The organism is Corynebacterium renale, assembly GCF_002563965.1.
Lineage (GTDB): Bacteria > Actinomycetota > Actinomycetes > Mycobacteriales > Mycobacteriaceae > Corynebacterium > Corynebacterium renale.
Genome location: NZ_PDJF01000001.1, coordinates 365,733 through 385,404, shown reverse-complemented (window position 1 = coordinate 385,404; position 19,672 = coordinate 365,733). Strand labels below are relative to the sequence as shown.

General features: G+C 60.5%; 17 protein-coding genes. 15 read left to right on the top strand and 2 right to left on the bottom strand.

All coding sequences use genetic code 11. The features are described from left to right. Positions 1–12 precede the first annotated feature (12 nt). The 7 genes from ATK06_RS01890 (at position 13) to ATK06_RS01860 (ending at position 8,617) form a co-directional block, all read left to right on the top strand. Entirely contained in the window at positions 13–1,899 is a 1,887-nt protein-coding gene (locus ATK06_RS01890) for a uroporphyrinogen-III synthase (protein ID WP_098388746.1), read from the top strand. Positions 1,900–1,917: 18 nt separating this feature from the next. Further along, positions 1,918–2,898 carry a porphobilinogen synthase gene (hemB, locus tag ATK06_RS01885; protein ID WP_048379000.1) on the top strand — a complete coding sequence of 327 codons (981 nt, stop codon included), beginning with the start codon at positions 1,918–1,920 and terminating at the stop codon, positions 2,896–2,898. After that, positions 2,889–3,419 carry a hypothetical protein gene (locus ATK06_RS01880; RefSeq protein ID WP_048379002.1) on the top strand — a complete coding sequence of 177 codons (531 nt, stop codon included), beginning with the start codon at positions 2,889–2,891 and terminating at the stop codon, positions 3,417–3,419. The genes hemB and ATK06_RS01880 overlap by 10 nt, the downstream gene beginning before the upstream one ends. Next, positions 3,395–3,733, top strand: coding sequence for a hypothetical protein (locus ATK06_RS01875; protein ID WP_048379004.1), 339 nt, complete (start codon positions 3,395–3,397; stop codon positions 3,731–3,733). Before ATK06_RS01880 ends, ATK06_RS01875 begins: the two co-directional genes overlap by 25 nt. Beyond that, positions 3,726–6,092, top strand: a complete 2,367-nt coding sequence (locus tag ATK06_RS01870; protein WP_098388745.1) for a heavy metal translocating P-type ATPase — start codon at positions 3,726–3,728, stop codon at positions 6,090–6,092. Before ATK06_RS01875 ends, ATK06_RS01870 begins: the two co-directional genes overlap by 8 nt. A 68-nt stretch (positions 6,093–6,160) precedes the next feature. Next, a complete protein-coding gene (gene hemE, locus ATK06_RS01865) occupies positions 6,161–7,237 on the top strand; it encodes a uroporphyrinogen decarboxylase (protein WP_098388744.1) in 1,077 nt (358 codons plus the stop codon). Positions 7,238–7,252: 15 nt separating this feature from the next. After that, positions 7,253–8,617 (top strand): protoporphyrinogen oxidase, encoded by a 1,365-nt coding sequence (locus ATK06_RS01860; RefSeq protein ID WP_048379006.1) that lies wholly within the window; start codon positions 7,253–7,255, stop codon positions 8,615–8,617. 3 nt (positions 8,618–8,620) lie between these two features. Here ATK06_RS01860 and ATK06_RS01855 read toward each other — a convergent pair whose 3' ends face one another. Next, on the bottom strand, positions 8,621–9,940 hold the full coding sequence (locus ATK06_RS01855) for an MFS transporter (protein ID WP_098388743.1): 1,320 nt from the start codon (positions 9,938–9,940) through the stop codon (positions 8,621–8,623). Between the two features lie 198 nt (positions 9,941–10,138). Here ATK06_RS01855 and ATK06_RS01850 point away from each other — a divergent pair, with 198 nt between their 5' ends. Beyond that, positions 10,139–11,368 (top strand): HNH endonuclease signature motif containing protein, encoded by a 1,230-nt coding sequence (locus tag ATK06_RS01850; RefSeq protein WP_098388742.1) that lies wholly within the window; start codon positions 10,139–10,141, stop codon positions 11,366–11,368. 25 nt (positions 11,369–11,393) lie between these two features. Here ATK06_RS01850 and ATK06_RS01845 read toward each other — a convergent pair whose 3' ends face one another. Next, positions 11,394–12,236, bottom strand: a complete 843-nt coding sequence (locus ATK06_RS01845; RefSeq protein WP_048380031.1) for an NAD(P)-dependent oxidoreductase — start codon at positions 12,234–12,236, stop codon at positions 11,394–11,396. Between the two features lie 733 nt (positions 12,237–12,969). Here ATK06_RS01845 and ATK06_RS01840 point away from each other — a divergent pair. The 7 genes from ATK06_RS01840 (at position 12,970) to ATK06_RS01810 (ending at position 19,581) form a co-directional block, all read left to right on the top strand. Next, positions 12,970–14,010 carry a CAP domain-containing protein gene (locus ATK06_RS01840; protein ID WP_169916231.1) on the top strand — a complete coding sequence of 347 codons (1,041 nt, stop codon included), beginning with the start codon at positions 12,970–12,972 and terminating at the stop codon, positions 14,008–14,010. Between the two features lie 131 nt (positions 14,011–14,141). Continuing rightward, the gene (locus ATK06_RS01835) at positions 14,142–14,564 is read left to right on the top strand and encodes a hypothetical protein (protein ID WP_048380029.1); all 423 of its coding nucleotides are present in this window, start codon (positions 14,142–14,144) and stop codon (positions 14,562–14,564) included. Positions 14,565–14,609: 45 nt separating this feature from the next. Next, positions 14,610–15,920: a glutamate-1-semialdehyde 2,1-aminomutase gene (gene hemL / locus ATK06_RS01830; protein ID WP_098388740.1), complete on the top strand. Its 1,311-nt coding sequence runs from the start codon at positions 14,610–14,612 to the stop codon at positions 15,918–15,920. A 22-nt stretch (positions 15,921–15,942) separates the two neighbouring features. Continuing rightward, positions 15,943–16,545 (top strand): histidine phosphatase family protein, encoded by a 603-nt coding sequence (locus ATK06_RS01825; RefSeq protein WP_098388739.1) that lies wholly within the window; start codon positions 15,943–15,945, stop codon positions 16,543–16,545. Beyond that, on the top strand, positions 16,546–17,151 hold the full coding sequence (locus tag ATK06_RS01820) for a TlpA family protein disulfide reductase (protein WP_048380025.1): 606 nt from the start codon (positions 16,546–16,548) through the stop codon (positions 17,149–17,151). It abuts the gene before it with no gap. 2 nt (positions 17,152–17,153) lie between these two features. Then, the gene (locus ATK06_RS01815; protein ID WP_048380023.1) at positions 17,154–17,927 is read left to right on the top strand and encodes a cytochrome c biogenesis CcdA family protein; all 774 of its coding nucleotides are present in this window, start codon (positions 17,154–17,156) and stop codon (positions 17,925–17,927) included. 73 nt (positions 17,928–18,000) lie between these two features. Beyond that, complete coding sequence (locus ATK06_RS01810; RefSeq protein WP_098389366.1) at positions 18,001–19,581, top strand: cytochrome c biogenesis protein ResB; 1,581 nt, start codon at positions 18,001–18,003, stop codon at positions 19,579–19,581. The last annotated feature ends 91 nt before the right edge of the window (positions 19,582–19,672 follow it).

Here is a 19,672-nt window from a genome sequence, read left to right as displayed (position 1 = left end):
AAAGAGATAAGTATGGCATTGACGTCCGAGGCGCCGGAGTCCTCCGAAGCATCCGACGCACATCTCACGGCACCTGGCGACCACGCGCCCGACACGTCGGACGTGGCCGATGCTAGAGGTGACGATTCGGACGTCCCCTGCGGGAAAGTCTTCTTCGTCGGCGCGGGCCCCGGAAATCCCGACTTGGTGACGGTGCGCGCCCGCGAAGTCATGGGCGATACTGCGCACGCCGTTGTGGATGAGGACGTACTCCAGGGTGTGCGCGCCATGGTCGGCGTGAATGTTCCGGTCCCTGATCACAAGGTTGAGGCTGCGCGCAAGGCGTACGAGGAACTTGTCGCGCAGGCTAAGGAATCGGGTGCCCGGCGTCGTCCGCCACGCCCCGAACCGCCGACGGCTGCCGAACTGATGGAATCGTCCGAGGTTTTCGCGTCAGTAGCGTCTTCTGCAGCGGCGTCTCCCTCAGTAGCGTCCGCTACTGAGGGCGAGGATGAAGACGAAACCCCGGCCATTCCCGGGCTGGCTGGCGCTGCCGGTGCTGAGGGCGCGGCCGCCATGGCCGAGGTCCTCGCCGCCCGCGCACGCCAAGGCGACAACGTTGTGCGCCTGGTTGCAGGCAACCCGCTCTCGCGTGAAGCCGTCCTCGCGGAAATTAATGCCGTGGGGGAGTCGGGCGTGGAATTCCAGGTGGTACCTGGCATGAGTTTGCCGTCGACAGTCCCCGCTTTCGCCGGCGTGGCCCTGGGCTCTACATTCACTGAAGCCGACGTGACCACCACCGACGTGGACTGGGACCAGCTGGTCGCCGCTCCGCAGCCGCTCGTGCTGCAGGCGGTCAAGGCGAACTTGCCGACGATCGCCGCCGAACTGACCGCGCGCGGGCTTCCTGACGACACACCAGTGAGCGTCACCACCCACGGCACCACCCGTCTGCAGCGGACGTACGACGCCACAGTCTCCACCATGGGCGCCATCGAAGCTGAGCTGTCCGGCTCTCTGGTCGTGACCGTAGGCCACGCCGTGGATACTCGCGCGAAGTACTCGTGGTGGGAATCCCGGCCACTGTACGGGTGGCGCGTCCTGGTGCCACGCGCGAAGTCGCAGGCTGCTGAGATGAGCGCGCGCCTGGCAACGCATGGCGCGATCCCGCAGGAAGTCCCCACGATTTCCCTGGAACCGCCACGTAACCCGGCGCAGATGGAACGCGCCATCAAGGGCATTGTGGAGGGCCGTTACCAGTGGGTCCTGTTCACCTCCGTCAATGCTGTGGACGCGGTGTGGAACAAGATTACGGAATTTGGCCTCGATGCCCGCGCTTTCGCCGGCGTGCGCCTCGGTGCGGTAGGCCACAAGACCGCCAAGGCAATCCGCGCCCTGGGCCTGACCCCGGAGATCCAGCCGGACCCGCACGAGCAGAACGCTCGCGGTATGGTCAAGGTATTCCCGCCGTACGTCGAAGACCTGGACCCAGTGGGCCGCGTGCTGCTGCCCCGGGCGGACTTGGGCACGGATGTGCTCGTCGATGGTTTGACTGAGCTGGGCTGGGAAGTCGACGACGTCGTTGCTTACCGCACCGTGCGTGCGGCCCCACCGGCTGCAGAGACCCGCGACATGATCAAGACTGGTGGCTTTGACGCGGTGTGCTTTACCTCCTCTTCTACGGTGAAGAACCTCGTGGGGATTGCGGGTAAGCCACATCAGCGTACGATTATTGCTGCAATCGGTCCCATGACCGCAGAGACCGCCAAAGAGATGGGCCTGCGCGTGGACGTCATGCCCGAGGTGGCGGACGTCAACGGTTTGGTCGACGCTTTGGCGGAGCATGTGGCACAGTTGCGGGCAACCGGTCAGCTGCCTCCGCCTCGGAAGAAGCGTAGGTCGCGCAAACAGTCGTCATAGATTTTCGGAGGTTTTCTGATGTCACAGTTCCCAGTTCGTCGTCCCCGCCGTCTGCGCCAGTCAGCGGCGATGCGGGAGCTGGTGGCGGAAACCCACCTGCACCCAAGCGACTTCATCCTGCCGATGTTCATCGTCGACGGCCTCGATGCCCCGCGTGAGATTTCCTCCATGCCGGGTGTCTACCAGCACACTTTTGACTCGCTGAAGAAGGCGGTCGAGGAGGCTGCTGAGGCCGGCGTCAAGTGCGTGGACCTCTTCGGTGTGCCCCGCGACGAGGACAAGGACGCTACCGGCTCCGTCGCCTGGAACCCGGACGGCATCCTCAACCGTGCGGCCGGCGCGCTGCGTGCAGAATTCGGCGACGACGTCCTCATCATGACAGACACCTGCCTCGATGAGTTCACCGATCACGGTCACTGTGGGGTGCTTGTCGACGGCGTGGTGGACAACGACGCCACCCTTCCGTTGTACTGCGACATGGCTGTCGCCCAGGCGCGTGCGGGCGCCCATATTGTGAGCCCGTCGGGCATGATGGACGGCCAGATTCGCGCCATCCGCGACGCGCTCGATGAGGAAGGCCACCAGAACGTTGCCATCATGGCGTACTCCGCGAAGTACGCGTCTGCGTTCTTTGGCCCCTTCCGTGAGGCCGTCGGCTCCTCCTTGGAGGGCGACCGCCGCACCTACCAGCAGGATCCTGCGAATGCGCGGGAATCCCTGCTGGAGGTCGAGCTCGACATTGCCGAAGGCGCTGATTTCGTGATGGTCAAGCCTGGCCTGCCGTACCTGGATATTCTGCGCCAGGTTGCCGACATGTCCCCGGTCCCCGTCGCCGCGTACCAGGTGTCTGGTGAATACGCGATGATCCAGGCTGCCGGCGAACGCGGCTGGATTGACCGTGACGCCGTCATGATGGAATCCCTGCTCGGGCTGAAGCGCGCGGGCGCGGACCAGATTCTGACCTACTTTGCGGTAGAGGCAGCGCGGGCGTGCAGGTAGAACAACAGGCCCCCAGCACAGAACAGCAGCGCCCCGAGTCGGTGCAGCTGATGGTGTACGTGTGGATAGCAATCCTCATTGCGGAAGCACTGCACCAGGTCATCAACGTAGCTGTCGCAATCATCGACCCGTCCGCCATGATTGCCGCCGCCAAGCAAGCCGGCGCGCAGACCGAGATGCTCGGCGATGCCGCCATCCACGGCGTGGCTATCGCAGCGGCCGTCTTCTCCGGACTCATCGGACTGGGGATTGTGGCTCTTCTGGGGTGGTTTGTATCCCTGGTGTGGAAAGCACACAAGTGGGCCGGCTTCGCACGCCGCTTCCTGCTGATTTTCGGCTTTTACCTGGCGGTTCGCGGACTGCTCATGTTTGGTCTGACCCCCGGAGCAAGCCACGCGCCGGACGCATTCTTTGCTATCGACGGCGCCCTGCAAATCTTCGCTGCCGTCGCCGCAGTAGTGTCCCTGATCTTTAATTACCGGGAGGAGACCTGGACATGGACCGGCGACAAACGCCCGTAGCGTATTGGACAGCGGTCGTTGCAGCAGTCCTGGCACTGTTAGCCGGCATGATCATCCTCACCGCCGACGTCCCCTACGGCACGGCCGCAGAAATTGTGCGCAACCAACGCTTCATGGCGTGGGTCAACATTGTTGGCGGCATCGGATTGGCGCTGGCTATTCACGCCAAGTGGTGGATCTATAGCGTGCTCGCTGGCGTACTCATCTTGGTCAACGTGATGGCTCTGGCCATCCAGGCGGTGGGGTACATCATGGTGATCAACATCATTGTCACAGCGGTCAGTATTTTGCTTGTGGTGCGTGGCCGTGGCTAACAATAACGCACTTATTTCCTACGTCTTCCACGTAGAAGGCGTCGTCGACGGGCCCCACACCACCGCGCTGGAGCGAGCACTTGAGGCTATCGATGGGGTGCATGCGCACGTCGTGTACCCCACGCACACTGCCTGGGTTACGGCTCCGCGGGCTACGGACGTCGCAAAGCTGATCACAGCCTTCGAGGACAACGGCGTGACCGCCACGCTCACAGACTCCTCCATCCACCGCCGCGACCGGGAAGAATCCTTCCCCCTGCGCAAACGCGCAGTCGTGCCGGACCGCACCATGCGTGTCGCGCAGCGCGCTGGCTGGTTCATCCACTCCAAACCCGTGCCGCAGCCGCTGCACGACACGCTGTACACGCCACGGCACCTGATTACCTGGGCGCGCGTCATCATCGCGATCGTATTCACCGTGCCCGTCCTGGCGCTGACGTACATGGAAGAGCTGCAGTTTTACGGGTGGCAGTGGGCACTCGCCGTCGTCTCCGCGCCCGTGGTCATCTGGTGCGCCTGGCCTTTCCACCGCGCGTTCCTCGGCGGGGTGCGCCGCGGCGTGGCCACCCTCGACGGGGCAAGCTCCATCGCAATCGTGTCCGCCTACCTGTGGTCGCTAGGCACGCTCTTCCTCACCCCCGCCGGCGACCCCGAGTGGTCCGCGGCGCCCGACTGGTTCGGCGTCTTCAACGAAGGCCCCGAATTCTTCTACGATGTCGCCTGCGGCATCACCGCACTACTCCTCTTCGGGCGTAGGCTCTCCCTGCAGACCCGGCCCTCGTTGGCTGCGGACGTTGCCCGCGAACGCGTCGACCCCGAATCCGAGGTCACCGTCGTGTACAAGGGCCAGCACCTAGAAACGCCGGTCAACGAGCTCAACCCGGGCGACGACGTCTCCCTTAAACCCGGGCAACGCGTGCCTTTCGACGGCATGGTCGTCGGCGGGTCCGCCACAATCCGGCCCTCGGTCGTAGAACCATCCGGGCGGCGCACCGTCTCCGTGGACGACACAGTCTTCGCCGGGGCGCTCATTATCGATAAGCCACTGAAGATCCGCGTCGTGCGCAGCGGCCACGGCACCCGGGCCGCAGCCGTCGAACGGTGGGTCGGCACCGTCCAAAACCGCCTGCGCAAAAGGATGGAAGAAGCCACCAAAACGGCGTCGCGAATCATCCCCATCGCCTTCTTCGTGGCCGTACTCGCCGGCATCGTCTGGTACGTGAGCACCCGCCACGCCGTCGCAGCGTTTGCCGTCTACCTCTCCGTTCTGGCCGTCGTCGCGCCGACCGCCTACGCACTCGCCGCCGCACTCCCGCTGCGCCTCGGGGTGGAGGTCGCCGCGCGCCGGGGCATCCTGGTCCGCGAAGGGGTCACCTTCAGGACCCTGCGCGACATGGACACCGTGGTGTTCAACCGCGTGGGAAGCCTGGTCGAACAGGAGATGACCGTCCGCGACGTCACCGTCGCACGCGGTGAAGACCCCGAACTGGTCCTGCGCGTCGCCGCAGCACTGTGCATGGAATCCAACCACCCGGCCTCCCAAGCCCTCGTGCACGCCGCCCGACAATCCCGCGACAACGACTCCGGGCGCACCCAATACTGGGTGGATGTAGAGGCCGTGGACATCGACGTCAGCGGTAACTTCACCGCACGCATCGAACTCAAAGTAGGGGAGACCACCCACGAAGTCGACGCCCGCCTGTGGCGTCCCCGGCACCTCGCCGAACTCCGCGGCCCGCTCGGCCGGGCGGCCGTCTCCGGGGGCACGCCGCTCGTCGTCAGCTGGGCGGGCAAAGACCGCGGCGTGATTTCCCTGCGCGACCGCGTCAAGGACGACGCCGTCGAAAGCATCAACCAGCTGGAATACATGGGCCTATCCACCGTGTTGCTCTCCCGCGACACGTACCCGGTGGCCCGGCGCTTCGCCTCCCGCCTAGGCATGTCGCAGGTGCTGGCCGGCATGGCGGCCGGCGACAAACCAAAGTCCGTACGCGGGCTTAAAGTCCGCGGCGCACACGTGGCGATGGTCGGCGACGTCTCCGTCACCGAGGTGCTCAAAGTTGCGGACGCCGGCATCTTGCTCTCGGACTCCGTTCCGGTGCTGCCCACCGAAGAAGAGGACCGGCCCGGCCGCGACGCCGTCATCATGCGCCGCGACGTATCCGCCGTCCCCGAACTTTTCCGCATGGCGCGGTCCGTGTGCCAGGTGGTTGATCGCAATTACGCCATCACAACCGTGTACAACATCGCCGGCGTGGCTGTCGCCTTATCCGGCGTGCTGCACCCGATGGCTGCGACACTGCTCATGCTCGTGTGCTCACTACTTGTGGATCTGGGGTCGAACACGGTTCGTCGATAAGCAATCATAGGGTTGCCCGATTCAACTTAGTACACCGATAGTTGGATACTGTCTGTCGTTGGGGCACAATGGTGGCCATGACTACTTCCCGACGTCAGCTCGAAGCTGCACCGTTTCTTGACGCCGTCGCCGGGCGCACTCCGGCACGTACACCCGTCTGGTTCATGCGCCAGGCCGGACGCTCCCTCCCCGAATACCGCAAGGTCAGGGAGGGAATTACGATGCTCGATTCGTGCTTCATGCCGGAACTGCTCGCCGAAATCACTCTGCAGCCCGTCCGCCGCCATGACACCGACGCCGCGATCTTATTCTCCGACATCGTGGTGCCACTGCGCGCCGCGGGCATCGGCGTGGAAATCGTCCCCGGCCGCGGGCCCGTCATGGACCACGCCGTACGCACCCGCGACGACGTCAAGAACCTTCCCATCCTCGAAGCCCCCGTCGCGGAAATCCAGGTGGGTATTAGCCAGATCCTCGAAGAGCTGCGCAACGACCAGGTGCTCATCGGTTTCGCTGGCGCCCCCTTCACCCTGGCCAGCTACCTGGTCGAAGGCGGCCCGTCGAAGACGCACCAGCACACCAAGGCGCTCATGCACACCGACCCGGAGACGTGGCACCTGCTCATGGAACGCCTCGTGCCCACAATCGTGAGCTTCCTGCGCACCCAAATTGATGCCGGTATCGATGCGATGCAGCTGTTCGACTCGTGGGCGGGCTTCCTCTCCGAGCACGATTACCGGGAATACGTCCTGCCGTACTCGCGCCAGATTTTCGAAGAGATCGCCGACGCGAACATCCCTCGCATCCATTTCGGCGTGACCACCGGCGAACTGCTTGCGGACATGTCGCAGGCCGGATCTGAGGTCATGGGTGTGGACTGGCGCGTGCCCATGGACCGCGCGGCCGCCCGCATCCACGAGGCCTCCGGCGCGAAGGTGCTGCAGGGCAACCTTGACCCGGCGATGCTGTTCGCCGGCCCCGACGTGGTTCGCCGCGAGGTACACCGCATCAAGGACGAGGTTGCGCGCGCCATCGACGCTGGCCACGCCACCGGCCATATTTTCAACCTGGGGCACGGCGTCCTGCCGGATACCCCAGCTGAGGCGATCACTGAAGCGATCGCGATCATCCACGAAGACTACTAAGGAGTTTTACTACTTATGCGTATTGCCGTTATCGGAGCAGGCCTAGCAGGTCTTACCGCCGCCTACGAGATCCAGAAACTGGACAAGGATGCCCAGGTGGAGGTCTTCGAAGCGGCAGACCGCCCAGGCGGGAAACTGCGGACTGTGCCCTTTGAGGCTGGGCTTGTCGACGTCGGCGCCGAAGCTTTCTTGGCCCGCCGCGGGGCAGCCCGCGAATTCTTTGAGGAGCTCGGTCTGGGGGACCAGATTGTGTCCCCCTCCGGGCTGCGTTCCCTGGTGTACACCGGCGGAGCCTTGGAGAATTTGCCGGGAGCCACAGTCATGGGTATTCCCGCCACGTCCGAGCCGGTAGCGCACCTGGTTTCTGCGGAGACTGCGGCACGCATCGACGCGGAGAAGGATGCCGATCCGATCGATTGGCCAGTCGGCGGCGACCTCAACGTGGGTGCGCTCGTGCGCCAGCGTTACGGCGACGAGGTCGTGGACCACGCCGTATCTGCCCTGCTTGGTGGCGTCTACTCGTGCACCGCCGACGACTTAGGCGTGCGCGCCACGATCCCGCAGCTTGCCGCAACCCTGGATGAGATGGAACGCCCGACGCTTTCCGGCGCGGTGCAGAAGATCCTGGACTCGCGTCCTGCTCCCGCCCCGGGGGCGAAGCCCGCGCCTGTTTTCGGCGCGTTCAAGCGCGGTTACCAGCAGGTTTATGAGACCCTGGCGGAAAAATCTACCGTCTACGTCGACGCCTTCATCGCTGGCATCAGCCGCGAGGGCGAAAGCTTCACACTCAAGGGTGCCGATGGCCGCTTCGACCGTGTGCTGCTGGCCACCCCCGCGCCCACCGTGGCAATGTTGCTTCGCGACGTCGCACCGGAAACGTCTGCTGCCCTGCAACCGGTGAAGTTGGCTAGCTCCGTCGTGGTGGCCATGCATTTTGAGTCCGACGAGGGTTTGCCACAGAACTCGGGTGTCCTTATCGCCTCCGACGAGCCGGGCGTCCACGCCAAGGCGTTCACGTTCTCGTCCCGGAAGTGGCCTCATATCGCAGAGTTCGGCGGTGCGACAGTCCGCGCCAGCTTTGGCCGCTTCGGCGATGATGCGGTGGTTCGCGCCGACGAAGATGATTTGGTCGATTGGGCTTTGGACGACCTGCAGAAGATCACGGGCTTCGACGGCCGCGCCGCAGGTTTGAAAGAGATTTACGTGCAGCGCTGGTTCGGCGGTATCCCGCGTTACGACGAGAACCACCTCGCAGCGGTTGCAGCCGCGAAGGCTGGCCTGACCCCGGGTATCGAAGTCACTGGCGCATGGGCCGGCGGTGTCGGCGTGCCTGCGATTATCGCGGACGCACGTGCGGCAGCGGCACGGATCCTTGCCTAGGTTCTAACTCAAGACCTTGCCGCGTTGCTCCGGCAGCGTGAATGCTGCCGCGGCCGCCAGAGCGAAAGCACACGCAAACAGGCCGAACACGCCAGCTTGTCCGCCGAATACGAGAACGGGCGGAACAATAAGGGGCGCCAGGATTGATCCCACGCGCCCAAAGGCTGCGGCCGCACCAGTGCCGGTAGCGCGGATAGCGGTGGGGTAGAGCTCTGGCCCAATCGCATACAAAGCACCCCACGCACCCAAGTTAAACAGGGACAGTAGGCAGCCGGCGGCAATAATCTGCCACGGAGCAGCCGCCAACCCGTACAGTCCGGCGGATACGGCTGACCCCACCAAGAAGACGGCCAATGTGGTGCGCCGCCCCCATACTTCGATGAGCCAGCCTGCTAGCGCGTATCCGGGAAGCTGCGCCAGGGTGATAATGAGCGTGAAGCTAAACGAACGCACCAGGCTAAAACCTTGATCCACCAGGAGAGACGGTATCCAGGTAAACGCCCCATAGTAAGCCAGCGACACGCAGAACCAGACGATCCAAAACGCTGCGGTGCGCCGGCGCAGGCCAGGCCCCCAGATGCTGGAATCGGTGGCGTTTTCGTGGGGTGCGTTGCTGGCCGGAGGGGCGTCGATAAGCGCGGAAGGGGGAACGTCTGCTTCGAAACTGCGGACCACTTCCTCGGCCTCATCGTCGCGACCGCGGGATTCCAGGAAACGCACGGATTCCGGCATCTTCATGCGCACATACAGCGCATACACGGCGGGCACGGCGCCGAGGGCAAGGCCCCAGCGCCACCCATTTTCGCTTTTTGCGACGACGAACGTGCCAATCACCGCCGCGAGAATCCAGCCGACGGCCCAGAATGCTTCCAGCCACACGACCATGCGCCCGCGAATATGCCGGGGAGCAAATTCGCTGACCAGCGTAGATGCTACCGGCAGTTCGGCACCTAATCCCAGGCCGGTGAGGAAGCGGAAAATAATCAACACCGCGACAGACCCGGCCAGTGCTGACGCGCCGGTGGCCAGACCATACACCAACAGCGTGATAGCGAAGACGTGGCGGCGGCCAATCTTATCGGCGAGCAAACCGCCAAGTGCTGCGCCGATAGCCATGCCGATGAACCCAACTGACGCAATCCAGCTGGTGGTGGTCTTATCCAGATCCCAGTGCACGGCGAGGGCAGCGATGATGAAGGAAACGAGGCCCACGTCCATGGCGTCGAGAGCCCACCCGATGCCAGAGCCTACGAGCAGTTTCTTGTGCTTCCCAGTAACAGGGAGGCGGTCGAGGCGTTCACTTCGCGTTAAATCCGGTTTCATGGACGAAAATATTACTCCTTCGATGCGGGTGTTTTGCAAGGGCCGTGCAGGTGTTCGAATATATGAGCGCGGGCATGGCTAATTGCCAGTTCTCATGAATGTAAATTGACACGCATGTTCTAATCTTGTATGGTGGGGTGTATAACCATACAACACCACAGATGGCCCCAGGGGGTGGGCCAGAAACATGGGGGACCAATGCAACTTACCGACTTACCACGCCACATCCGCCGCCGGCCTGGAGTTAACCCGCCAGCATTCTTCTGCCGCAGCGACCAAACAGATAAAACCGCCGTCCTCCTCGAAGACGCCAGACGCATAGAATTCATGGCCCTAGAACACCTCATGCCCAAAGGCCACGAACCCTTACGCGACGTACTCAAACGTCTCAAAGCAGTCACTAACTTCAGTGAAGGCCGTGCCAAACGCATCCTCATTGTCGGCATGGACATCCTCTACCGACTACCTAGGGTGCTTGATTTGCAACGCCAACTTCACCTGCTAGACACAGAACACATCGGCATGCTGGCATCGGTCTTCGAAGCAGCAGAGGCAGATACCTTCGACGCGATCGACCACCAGTTAGAAAAACTTCTGACCCCCACCATGCCCAGGCAAGCGTTCCCTGATTACACCGCACTGCGCAAGAAACTCACCACCATCCTGGTAGCAACCAACCCCCACCTTAAGGAAGAACCCACCCGGGAAGAACTGCCACCTTTTGATTTAGACCTCCCAGGCGAAGACGACCAAGACGGCGACGGTATAGCCAACCTTCGTGCGGAGTTGACCAAACCTGATGGGCTGATTTTGGAGGAGGCAATCCGGAAAATAGCAGCACGCTACAGTTGCTCTAGGCAAGAGGCTTTCCATAAGCTGCTCTTTGACAACATCACCGTGAACTTGACGTTAAACGTCTACCAAACCCAGGACATCCCTGATGCTCCCGCGTGGGTATCGGGTATCGGGTGGATGACCGGTGCCTTACGTGATGAACTCCTAGGCAAAGTGACCGCTACCCGGGATCTGGCTGACTATAAGGACGTGGTGTCGAACTCGTATACCCCGAGTGCTGGTATTAAGGCCTACTTAGAAGGCCGTGATGGGACCTGCGGGCTACCGGGGTGTATGACACCGGCCCATAGGTGTCAGAAGGATCACCGGGTGGAGTATGCCGAAGGTGGGCCCACGTCAGCTAACAACATGGTGGACCTGTGTTCGAGTGACCATAATCATAAAACTCATGGTGGGTTGCATTATGTTCTTGATCCGGAGACAGGGACCACGATGTGGTTGCATACTGATGGCACGTTTGAAGTCGGGTTGGCTACTGGTCCGTTGTCGCCGCAGGGGAAGTGGGAGGCGATGACTATTGCTCAGTACCGCACAGAGCGTGCGGCTCGGGCACGCCACGCACGCAGAAAGTAACTGGGGCCCAGCGTGCCATCGTTAACTAGTCTTCATTCCGGTACACCAGAATGGCGGAAAAGTCGTGCTCACCCCGGTCCTTGTCCTGCTGCGCCTCTAGGGAATCTAAAGCGGTGTGCGCTGCCGGCAGTTCGCCTGCGGTGTCCAGCATGAGGCGGACATCCTTAGCAATTGCGTTGACCGTGAAGTCACCAGGCTCGGTATCACGCTCGCCGAGGACGAACGGCGACTTCATATTCTTAATGAATTCCAGGCCAGTGGAGTTCAACATATCCACGACTTCCGCAGCCGAGGTGCCGGTAGCCTCACCAAGTTTGAGCGCCTCGCGGAAGCCCTGCGCAGTCACCGCCAGTGCCAGGTTTGCAAGTAGCTTCCCGACGGCCGCCTTACCCGCCGTATCCACCTGCTTAATCCGCTCCGGGTTCGCAGCACCCCACGGGTGCACAATCTTTGCAGCCAGCTCGCGCAGCTGCGCGTCCTTAGTGCCCACGTATACGCCTAACTTCTGATTACGAGCCGGGGTGAGCGTTCCCACGACTGGGGTGTGCACGTAGGTGGGAACCTTCTCGGCGAAAGAATCGGCGTCCTGAGGGGAAATCGTGGTCGCATCAAGCCATGGGGTTCCTTCGGGAATCAGGTTCGCGTCAAGAACAACTTCGCGGACCGTGTCCGGGCCGAAAAGGCTAGTAATGACGACGTCCGCGCCGTCGACAGCCTCTTGCGGGGAATCCGCGACGGCGGCTCCCTTGTCTGCGAGAGTCTTGGTCTTCTCCTTGGTGCGGTTCCACACCACAAGTTCGTGTTCGTCCAACAAATGCAGGGCAAGCTCGGTGCCCATGCGTCCAGTTCCTAAAAATGCAATCTTCATGCGCCCCAGGATATCCTTTCTCGTGTGATTTAGAGTGTGGTGAGTAATACCGTCGGCAAATGGCGCCCGCAAAATGTGATACATCTGCATGATTTAGGAGTCGGCTACATTTTGTGATTTTCCCGGTGCTGCGAGTTTTGTTTTAGCTAGTGAACACAGTTTTCGAGCATCTCGCAAGGTATTGAAAACATGATGTTTTTGGGCAATGGCGAAGTAGGAGATATATATAAAAGTCATCGAAAGCTTTTATTTGGCACTTCGCTTGAACTAGCTTGCCAAACATGTAGAAGAGTTGATTTGTTTTAATAATATTAAGATAGATTCAGTAAACACTTTTGAAAGTCCCGCTACGGTAATCTATCGCGAAATTAATCACCTTATTTTTGGCTTTATGTCAGGTGGACGTGCGATGCGAATTAATCCAGAGATAAGTTCTTATGGGGTGTGCGGGAAAACCCATAAGTTTTTGCAAATTTGCCGGTGCACGAAGGTCTCGCAGTAGCCAGAGGCTACTTCGTCGAAGTGATTTTGGTGATTTTAGAGGCCTGGATGTCGTTCAGTGGCGGAAGACGGACTGTCGGCGACCTGCAGGTTAAATTAATTGGTTGTATGATGGGAAATGTATCTTATATAAGGAACTGTCTCTGCATCGTGCGATATTGGTAGGGGTCACATAGTCCAAGAGTTGAAATGTGGCGATATTTCGATGCAAAAAATTGACAAGGATTGTGTCATGAAAAGTGCAAATGCGCTCAAGAGAATTAAGAACTCGACTATTGCCAGTGCTCTTGTGATAGGGCTGGTAGGAGTCTCTCTCGCTGTACCTCGAGGAGGGTACCTCGCTGAATCTTTCTCGGAATCCGGTTCTGGTGTCCAAAAGGTCGTTGAAGAGGATACTGTGCCAGTGGGTGTTAAGGTTGTTGGTCTGCGGTTCAATGGCCTCGAACCTATGCTTGGCGTTCTCCTTGGTGCGGGTGGACTCGCTCTTGTTGGTGCTATCGTAGCACTTCTTTCCGACGCTACTAGCTCTTCTGATTTGGGATTGGGTAACGGGTCTTCCGTTGCTATTCCCTCTAGTGGAGACAGCAACTCCGGAAGCGCAAAGCAAACCACTGATGTAACCACCACCCCACGGCCGAGGGTGACAACTACTACCCCTACAGAGATTTTCGAGACTGAGGTTCCTGCAAAAACAACCCAACCCTCTCACACCGTATCTCCAACTCGTGCTAAGTACAGTCCTGAGGGAATTCCACTACCTTTTGACGCCTCTGGATATAACTACAAGGACATTCGCTTTGGGGATGGGTATAATATTCCAAAAGCGCCCTCGGGACTTACTGATCGTCAATACAGTGAGAATTTGTTCAATATTCAAAATATGTATCGTCAGTATCACGGAATTCGCCCTCTAAAATGGGATGAAACCCTCTATCGGAATTCTCTGCGTTGGAACAAGCAGATGATTGCTGCGAATGAAGCTCGAATGGGTAATGTGATCGATTTTGATAGCCTTCCTGGATTTGAGCATAGTCCGGATAATGTTTGGGAAAATATTGGCATCGACTATGGTCCTAATTCGAATTTCACCCCTATTGAGAAGAATGGGGGAATATTCACCGGATGGAAGAGTTCTCCCGGGCATAATCGAAATATGCTAGAAAAAGGGGCAAATCGTGGTGCTATTGCTGTAACAAGAGTCAGTGGTAACTACCATCCCAGGACTGGTGTCTACGTGGATACTTACTGGGCTACTGCCCAAATGTTGTGGTGACAAGGAGGGGTGCCTGCGTCCGAAAGGTTCAGTTCTGTTTACGTTCGTCGCCACCGTTTTCTTCGCTATAGCGTGCCGGCGCAAGCGCTTGTGTAGCTCCGAGAAAAGCCTTTGGCCTAGATTGGCATCGCGTGGGCAACGCACTTCTCACACTCGACGCGGCCCAGACCCTGCACCAGGCAGAGCAGCTGGTTCAGCAGCGTGAACAGGAACTGTCGCAGGCTCGGGCCGAGCAAGTATCCCGACAGCGCAAAGCTCAAGAAGAGCTGACTGCAGCGCAGCGCCAGCAAGCAGAGGCCACCGAAGCGTTGAACACAGCGGAGTCAGCCGTAGCAGCAGCACAGGTGCGCGCGGACCAAGCCCGCGCGGATTACGCCCCCTACAAGCAGGACTGTGAGAAGTCGGACGGGTCCTCCAACGACGGTTCTTCCGACGGGTCCTCAAGCGACGCCGGGAAGACCGGTGGAATTATCGCAGGTGTTCTCGCAGCTATCCTGGCCCTGCTCGGCCTGACTTCCGTGCTGAACGTGCAGTTCTCTTTCACCACGTTCTAGGTAGTGCCGGCGTAATGTCCGACAGTTCTACTAGGGTGGTTCACTATGAATACATCTGCGCACGTGAAGAAGTCCCAAGAATGGTTCGATAAGGCCAACCAGTTCACCCCTGGTGGCGTGAACTCCCCGGTTCGTGCTTTTGGATCTGTCGGCGGTACGCCTCGATTCATCGCTTCCGGTGAGGGCTCGCGGATTAAGGATATTGACGGCAACGAATACATTGACCTGGTCAATTCCTGGGGCCCCATGCTCATGGGGCATGCCCACCCGGACGTCGTCGCAGCGGTGCAGATGACTGCTGCCCGCGGCCTATCCTTCGGCGCGCCGACCACCGGTGAGGTGGAGCTGGCGGAAATGATCGTGGCGCGTACCTCCGTCGATGAGGTCCGCCTGGTCAACTCGGGTACCGAGGCAACCATGTCAGCAGTGCGCCTGGCCCGTGGTTTTACTGGCCGCTCCAAGATCCTCAAGTTCGAGGGCTGCTACCACGGCCACGTTGACGCGCTGCTGGCTTCCGCGGGTTCGGGCGTCGCAACGTTTGCCCTCCCAGATTCCCCGGGTGTCACTGGTGCGCAGGCTGCGGACACCATCGTGGTCCCGTACAACGACCTCGCCGCGGTGCGCCAGGCCTTTGCCGAGCACCCTGGTGAGATCGCCTGTATCATCGCGGAGGCGTCGGCCGGCAACATGGGCACCGTCCGCCCGGAGGAAGGCTTCAACCAGGCACTCAAGGACATTGCGCATGCCGACGGCGCCCTGCTCATCCTCGACGAGGTCATGACAGGTTTCCGCACTTCCTACAACGGTTGGTGGGGTGTGGATCACGTCGCTGGTGACCTCACCACCTTCGGCAAGGTCGTCTCCGGTGGCCTGCCGGCGGCTGCGTTCGGTGGACGCGCCGACATTATGGCGTACCTGGCGCCGCAGGGCCCCGTGTACCAGGCGGGCACGCTGTCCGGTAATCCGGTAGCGGTGGCAGCTGGCAAGGCTTCGCTCAACGCAGCCACCCCAGAAATCTACGAAATCGTGAACCGCAACGCTGACCGCTTGGCGGCAATGCTTTCTGAAGCCTTGGGCAAGGCGGGCGTCGTGCACCACATCCAGCGCGCGGAATCCATGCTTTCCATCCGCTTTGCGGAAGGCGAAGGCCGCAACTTCAAGGATATGCAGGCGGCAGAAACATTCCGCTACGCACCGTTCTTCCACTCCCTGCTAGATAACGGAATCTTTGCGCCACCAAGTGTCTTCGAGACCTGGTTTGTATCTTCGGCTCTCACAGAGAAGGATTTCGAACAGATTGAAAAGGCGTTGCCAGCAGCAGCGTTCGAGGCAGCTCAGGCACAACCTGAGGCTTAAAGAAAGCAACCACAAAGGAACCATGAGTACTACCATCGTTCACCTCGTTCGCCACGGGGAAGTGTTTAACCCAGAGAAGATTCTGTACGGACGCATCCCCGGTTTCGGTCTGTCGGCACGCGGCATCAGCCAGGCGGCGCGCACCGCGAAGGCGTTTACGGGCCACGACGTCACCTATCTTGCGGCCTCGCCGTTGCAGCGTGCACAGGAAACCGCAGCCCCGATCGCCGAAGTCACCGGGCTTGAGGTTCAGACTGACGACGACCTGCTGGAGGCCGGCAACCGTTTCGAAGGACTGCGCACCAAGGGTCTGCGTTCCCAACTGTGGAATCCCATCCGGTGGCCGTTGATGGTTAACCCGATGGAACCGTCGTGGGGCGAATCCTACGAAGATATTGCACTCCGCATGTGGGACGCAGTCGAGCGTGCGCGCGTCGCAGCGGAAGGCCACGAGGCCATCCTGGTCAGCCACCAGCTTCCCATCGTCATGATTCAGCGTTCTGCTGCGGGCAAGGGGCTGGCGCACATGTCGCGCCAGTGCAATTTGGCATCGGTGACGTCTTTGATTTTTAATGGGGAATCGTTGACAAGTCACATGTATGCCGAGCCTGCTCAGGAGATTTAAATGCGTCGCCCCGCCACTGCTTTAGCCGCCTGCGTCGTAGCAATTGCAACCACCCTGGTGGCATGCGGTTCCGATGAAGACTCGCGCCACAATGCGGTGGCGGTGGGCGGCCAGTTCGAATTCGTGGCCCCCGGCGGCCAGACCGATATTCGGTACCCCGTCGAGGAGCGTAAACAGATCATGAACTTCTCCGGTGAATCCCTCACTGAGCCTGAACAGGAGATTCAGCTCAGCGATTTTGCAGGCGAGGTCGTGGTCTTAAATTCGTGGGGCCAGTGGTGCGCGCCGTGCCGCGCGGAGGTCGACGACCTACAGATTGTGCACGAATACATGCAGGAAAACGGTATCGGCACCGTCTTGGGTATTAACGTGCGTGACTATAACCCCGAAATCTCGCGGGACTTCGTCCACGACAATGGGGTGACGTACCCATCTCTGTACGACCCACCCTTCCGCACCGCCGCTGCCTTGGGCGGAATCCCATCCTCCGTGGTACCGACCACGGTGATCCTGGATAAACAGCACCGTCCGGCTACCGTATTCTTGCGCAGCATCACCCACGATGAGCTCAAGGAAGAAGTCGACCGCATCGCGGCCGAAAGCTAACTATGGGTAACGCATTCGCAGAGGCAGTCGCCTCCGGTCCGTTGCTGCTTGGCATTCTCGCCGCGGCACTGGCAGGTCTTGTATCCTTCGCCTCACCGTGCGTGGTGCCCCTGGTCCCCGGATACTTAAGCTACTTGGCCGGCATTGTCGGTGGGCACAGCAATGCAGGCGAGACGCCGGCGAAGAAACAGCGCGCCGGCGTGGTGGGTGCAGCGCTGCTGTTCATCCTCGGGTTTTCCGTGGTCTTCGTCCTGGCTACCGTCACGGTGTTCGGCGCGATTAGCCTACTTACCCTGAACCACGACACGCTTATGCGCATCGGCGGGATCATCACAATCCTCATGGGCTTGGTGTTCTTGGGGTGGATTCCTGGCCTACAGCGTGACACCCGCATGGCCCCGAAAAGGGTCGCCAGCTGGATTGGGGCACCGCTGCTCGGGGGCGTTTTCGCTCTGGGGTGGACGCCGTGCTTGGGTCCGACGTTGGCGTCGATAATCTCCGTTTCTGCAGGTACGCAGGGGATGACGGCAGTACGTGGCATCATCTTGATCATCGGGTACTGCTTGGGCTTGGGCTTGCCGTTCCTGCTTTTGGCGTGGGGTTCGAATGCCGCGGTCCGCGGGGTAGACTTCTTGCGCAAGCACTCGCGCACCATCCAAATTATTGGCGGGGTGTGCATGATTCTCGTTGGCGTGGCGTTGCTTACCGGTCTGTGGGACGTATTCATCACCTGGGTACGCCAATGGACGGTGGAGTACGGGGCCACACTCATTTAACGCGGAAAGGGTTGTCCCAGCCGTGAAGGTAGTCAAAAAATACCTGCGCAAGGCGTGGAACTGGTTGACCAGTATGCGCACCGCTTTGGTGCTGCTGTTCCTGCTCGCCGTCGCTGCTATCCCGGGAGCGTTGTTGCCGCAGCGTAGCCTGAACGAAGGCAACGTTATCGAGTACATCGAAAACAACGGAAAGCTCGCAGAAATCTACGATAAGCTGCAGCTTTTCGACGTCTTCGAGTCCTCCTGGTTTACCGCCATCTATGTGCTGCTCATGATTTCACTCATCGGCTGCATCATTCCGCGGTCGTGGGATCACTACAAGGCGATGAAAACCCCGCCGGTGCGCGCGCCGCGCATCTTGAAGCGGATGCCGCATTTCACCGAAGGGGTCGTCGAGAAGCAACCAGAAGACTTCGCGGCCACGGTGCGCACCCGGTTGAAGGGCTGGCACGTCTCCGAATTCAGCGCCGACGAGGACCGCGCCGGCAAGCGCTCCATCTCCGCGGAGAAGGGTTACGCGCGCGAATTTTTCAACCTGGTGTTCCACCTGTCGATCGTGGGTGTGCTGGTCATGGCGGGACTGGGACGCTTGGTCCACTACGAAGGCCAGGTCATCGTGGTCACCGAATCGGGCTCGAACAATGCGGTCGCGCTGGATCAGTCCACGGAATTCTGTAACACGTCGGTGTCCAACTTTGACTCCTTCCAGGCAGGGCCGCTTTTCGACGGCACAGGTCTGACCCCCTTCTGCTTCGTAGCTCACGACTTCATCGCCGATTACCTGCCCAATGGGCAGGCCGAAATGTTCACATCGAACATCTCCTACGCCACCGGCGAAGACATTTTCAGCGACCAGGACACCTGGGAAGACTACAAACTCCAGGTCAACCACCCGCTGCGCCTGGGCAACGGGGACCGCGTCTACCTGCAGGGACACGGCTTCGCGCCAACCTTTACGGTGAAGTGGCCCAACGGTGAGATCCGCACCCAGACCATCCAGTTCCGCCCCGATGATCTGACCTACTTCCTCTCCTCGGGCGTGATGCGCTTCGACCCGCCTGCCGGCATGTACCCGGACCTGTACGAACGCCGCCAGAACCAGTTAGCTATCCAAGGCCTCTTCGCGCCGACCGCCGCGTGGTCCGGCGAGAACGGCGAACTCCTGCAGTCCGCCTTCCCCGAGATGCGTGACCCGGCGGTGGCGATCGATATTTACCGCGGCGACAACGGCTTGGATACCGGTGTGGGCCAGTCCATCTTCTCGCTGGACACCTCGTTGGTCCACTCCGGCCAGCTGCAGAAGATCGAGCGCGTCAACCTCACCCAAGGTGAATCAGTCACGCTTGACGACGGCACCGTGCTGACCTTCGACGGGGCCTCCGAATACGCCAACTATCAGATCTCCCGCGACCCCTTCCAGGTGTGGATGCTAGTCTTCGCGGTTACCATGCTGGCCTCACTCATGGCATCCCTCATGATTAAACGCCGCCGCGTCTGGTTCCGGTTCGAACCCGTCGAAGGCGGCACCCGCGTAGAGGTTGCCGGCCTGGCGCGTACCGACCGCGCCGGGTGGGGTAGCGAATTCGATGAAATCTCCCGCGAGGTCTTGGGACTACCGGACGACGATGAGGACGATCCTGTCGTCGTGGAGTAGCGGACCTCCGCTAATCTGTCACGCATCTCCACTTTTGACGCAACCGTGTTAGATTAGAGGGGTCTAATCTAACAAAGTGCAGGTAGGTGCA

What these genes read in the sequence shown, in the direction of transcription:
- ATK06_RS01875 (WP_048379004.1), top strand. Translation starts at nt 3,395, where the DNA reads ATGGACCGGCGACAAACGCCCGTAGCGTATTGGACAGCGGTCGTTGCA.
- ATK06_RS01810 (WP_098389366.1), top strand. Translation starts at nt 18,001, where the DNA reads ATGCGCACCGCTTTGGTGCTGCTGTTCCTGCTCGCCGTCGCTGCTATC.
- ATK06_RS01840 (WP_169916231.1), top strand. Translation starts at nt 12,970, where the DNA reads ATGAAAAGTGCAAATGCGCTCAAGAGAATTAAGAACTCGACTATTGCC.
- hemL (WP_098388740.1), top strand. Translation starts at nt 14,610, where the DNA reads ATGAATACATCTGCGCACGTGAAGAAGTCCCAAGAATGGTTCGATAAG.
- ATK06_RS01855 (WP_098388743.1), bottom strand. Translation starts at nt 9,940, where the DNA reads ATGAAACCGGATTTAACGCGAAGTGAACGCCTCGACCGCCTCCCTGTT.
- ATK06_RS01850 (WP_098388742.1), top strand. Translation starts at nt 10,139, where the DNA reads ATGCAACTTACCGACTTACCACGCCACATCCGCCGCCGGCCTGGAGTT.
- hemE (WP_098388744.1), top strand. Translation starts at nt 6,161, where the DNA reads ATGGTGGCCATGACTACTTCCCGACGTCAGCTCGAAGCTGCACCGTTT.
- ATK06_RS01845 (WP_048380031.1), bottom strand. Translation starts at nt 12,236, where the DNA reads ATGAAGATTGCATTTTTAGGAACTGGACGCATGGGCACCGAGCTTGCC.
- ATK06_RS01890 (WP_098388746.1), top strand. Translation starts at nt 13, where the DNA reads ATGGCATTGACGTCCGAGGCGCCGGAGTCCTCCGAAGCATCCGACGCA.
- ATK06_RS01825 (WP_098388739.1), top strand. Translation starts at nt 15,943, where the DNA reads ATGAGTACTACCATCGTTCACCTCGTTCGCCACGGGGAAGTGTTTAAC.
- hemB (WP_048379000.1), top strand. Translation starts at nt 1,918, where the DNA reads ATGTCACAGTTCCCAGTTCGTCGTCCCCGCCGTCTGCGCCAGTCAGCG.
- ATK06_RS01820 (WP_048380025.1), top strand. Translation starts at nt 16,546, where the DNA reads ATGCGTCGCCCCGCCACTGCTTTAGCCGCCTGCGTCGTAGCAATTGCA.
- ATK06_RS01860 (WP_048379006.1), top strand. Translation starts at nt 7,253, where the DNA reads ATGCGTATTGCCGTTATCGGAGCAGGCCTAGCAGGTCTTACCGCCGCC.
- ATK06_RS01815 (WP_048380023.1), top strand. Translation starts at nt 17,154, where the DNA reads ATGGGTAACGCATTCGCAGAGGCAGTCGCCTCCGGTCCGTTGCTGCTT.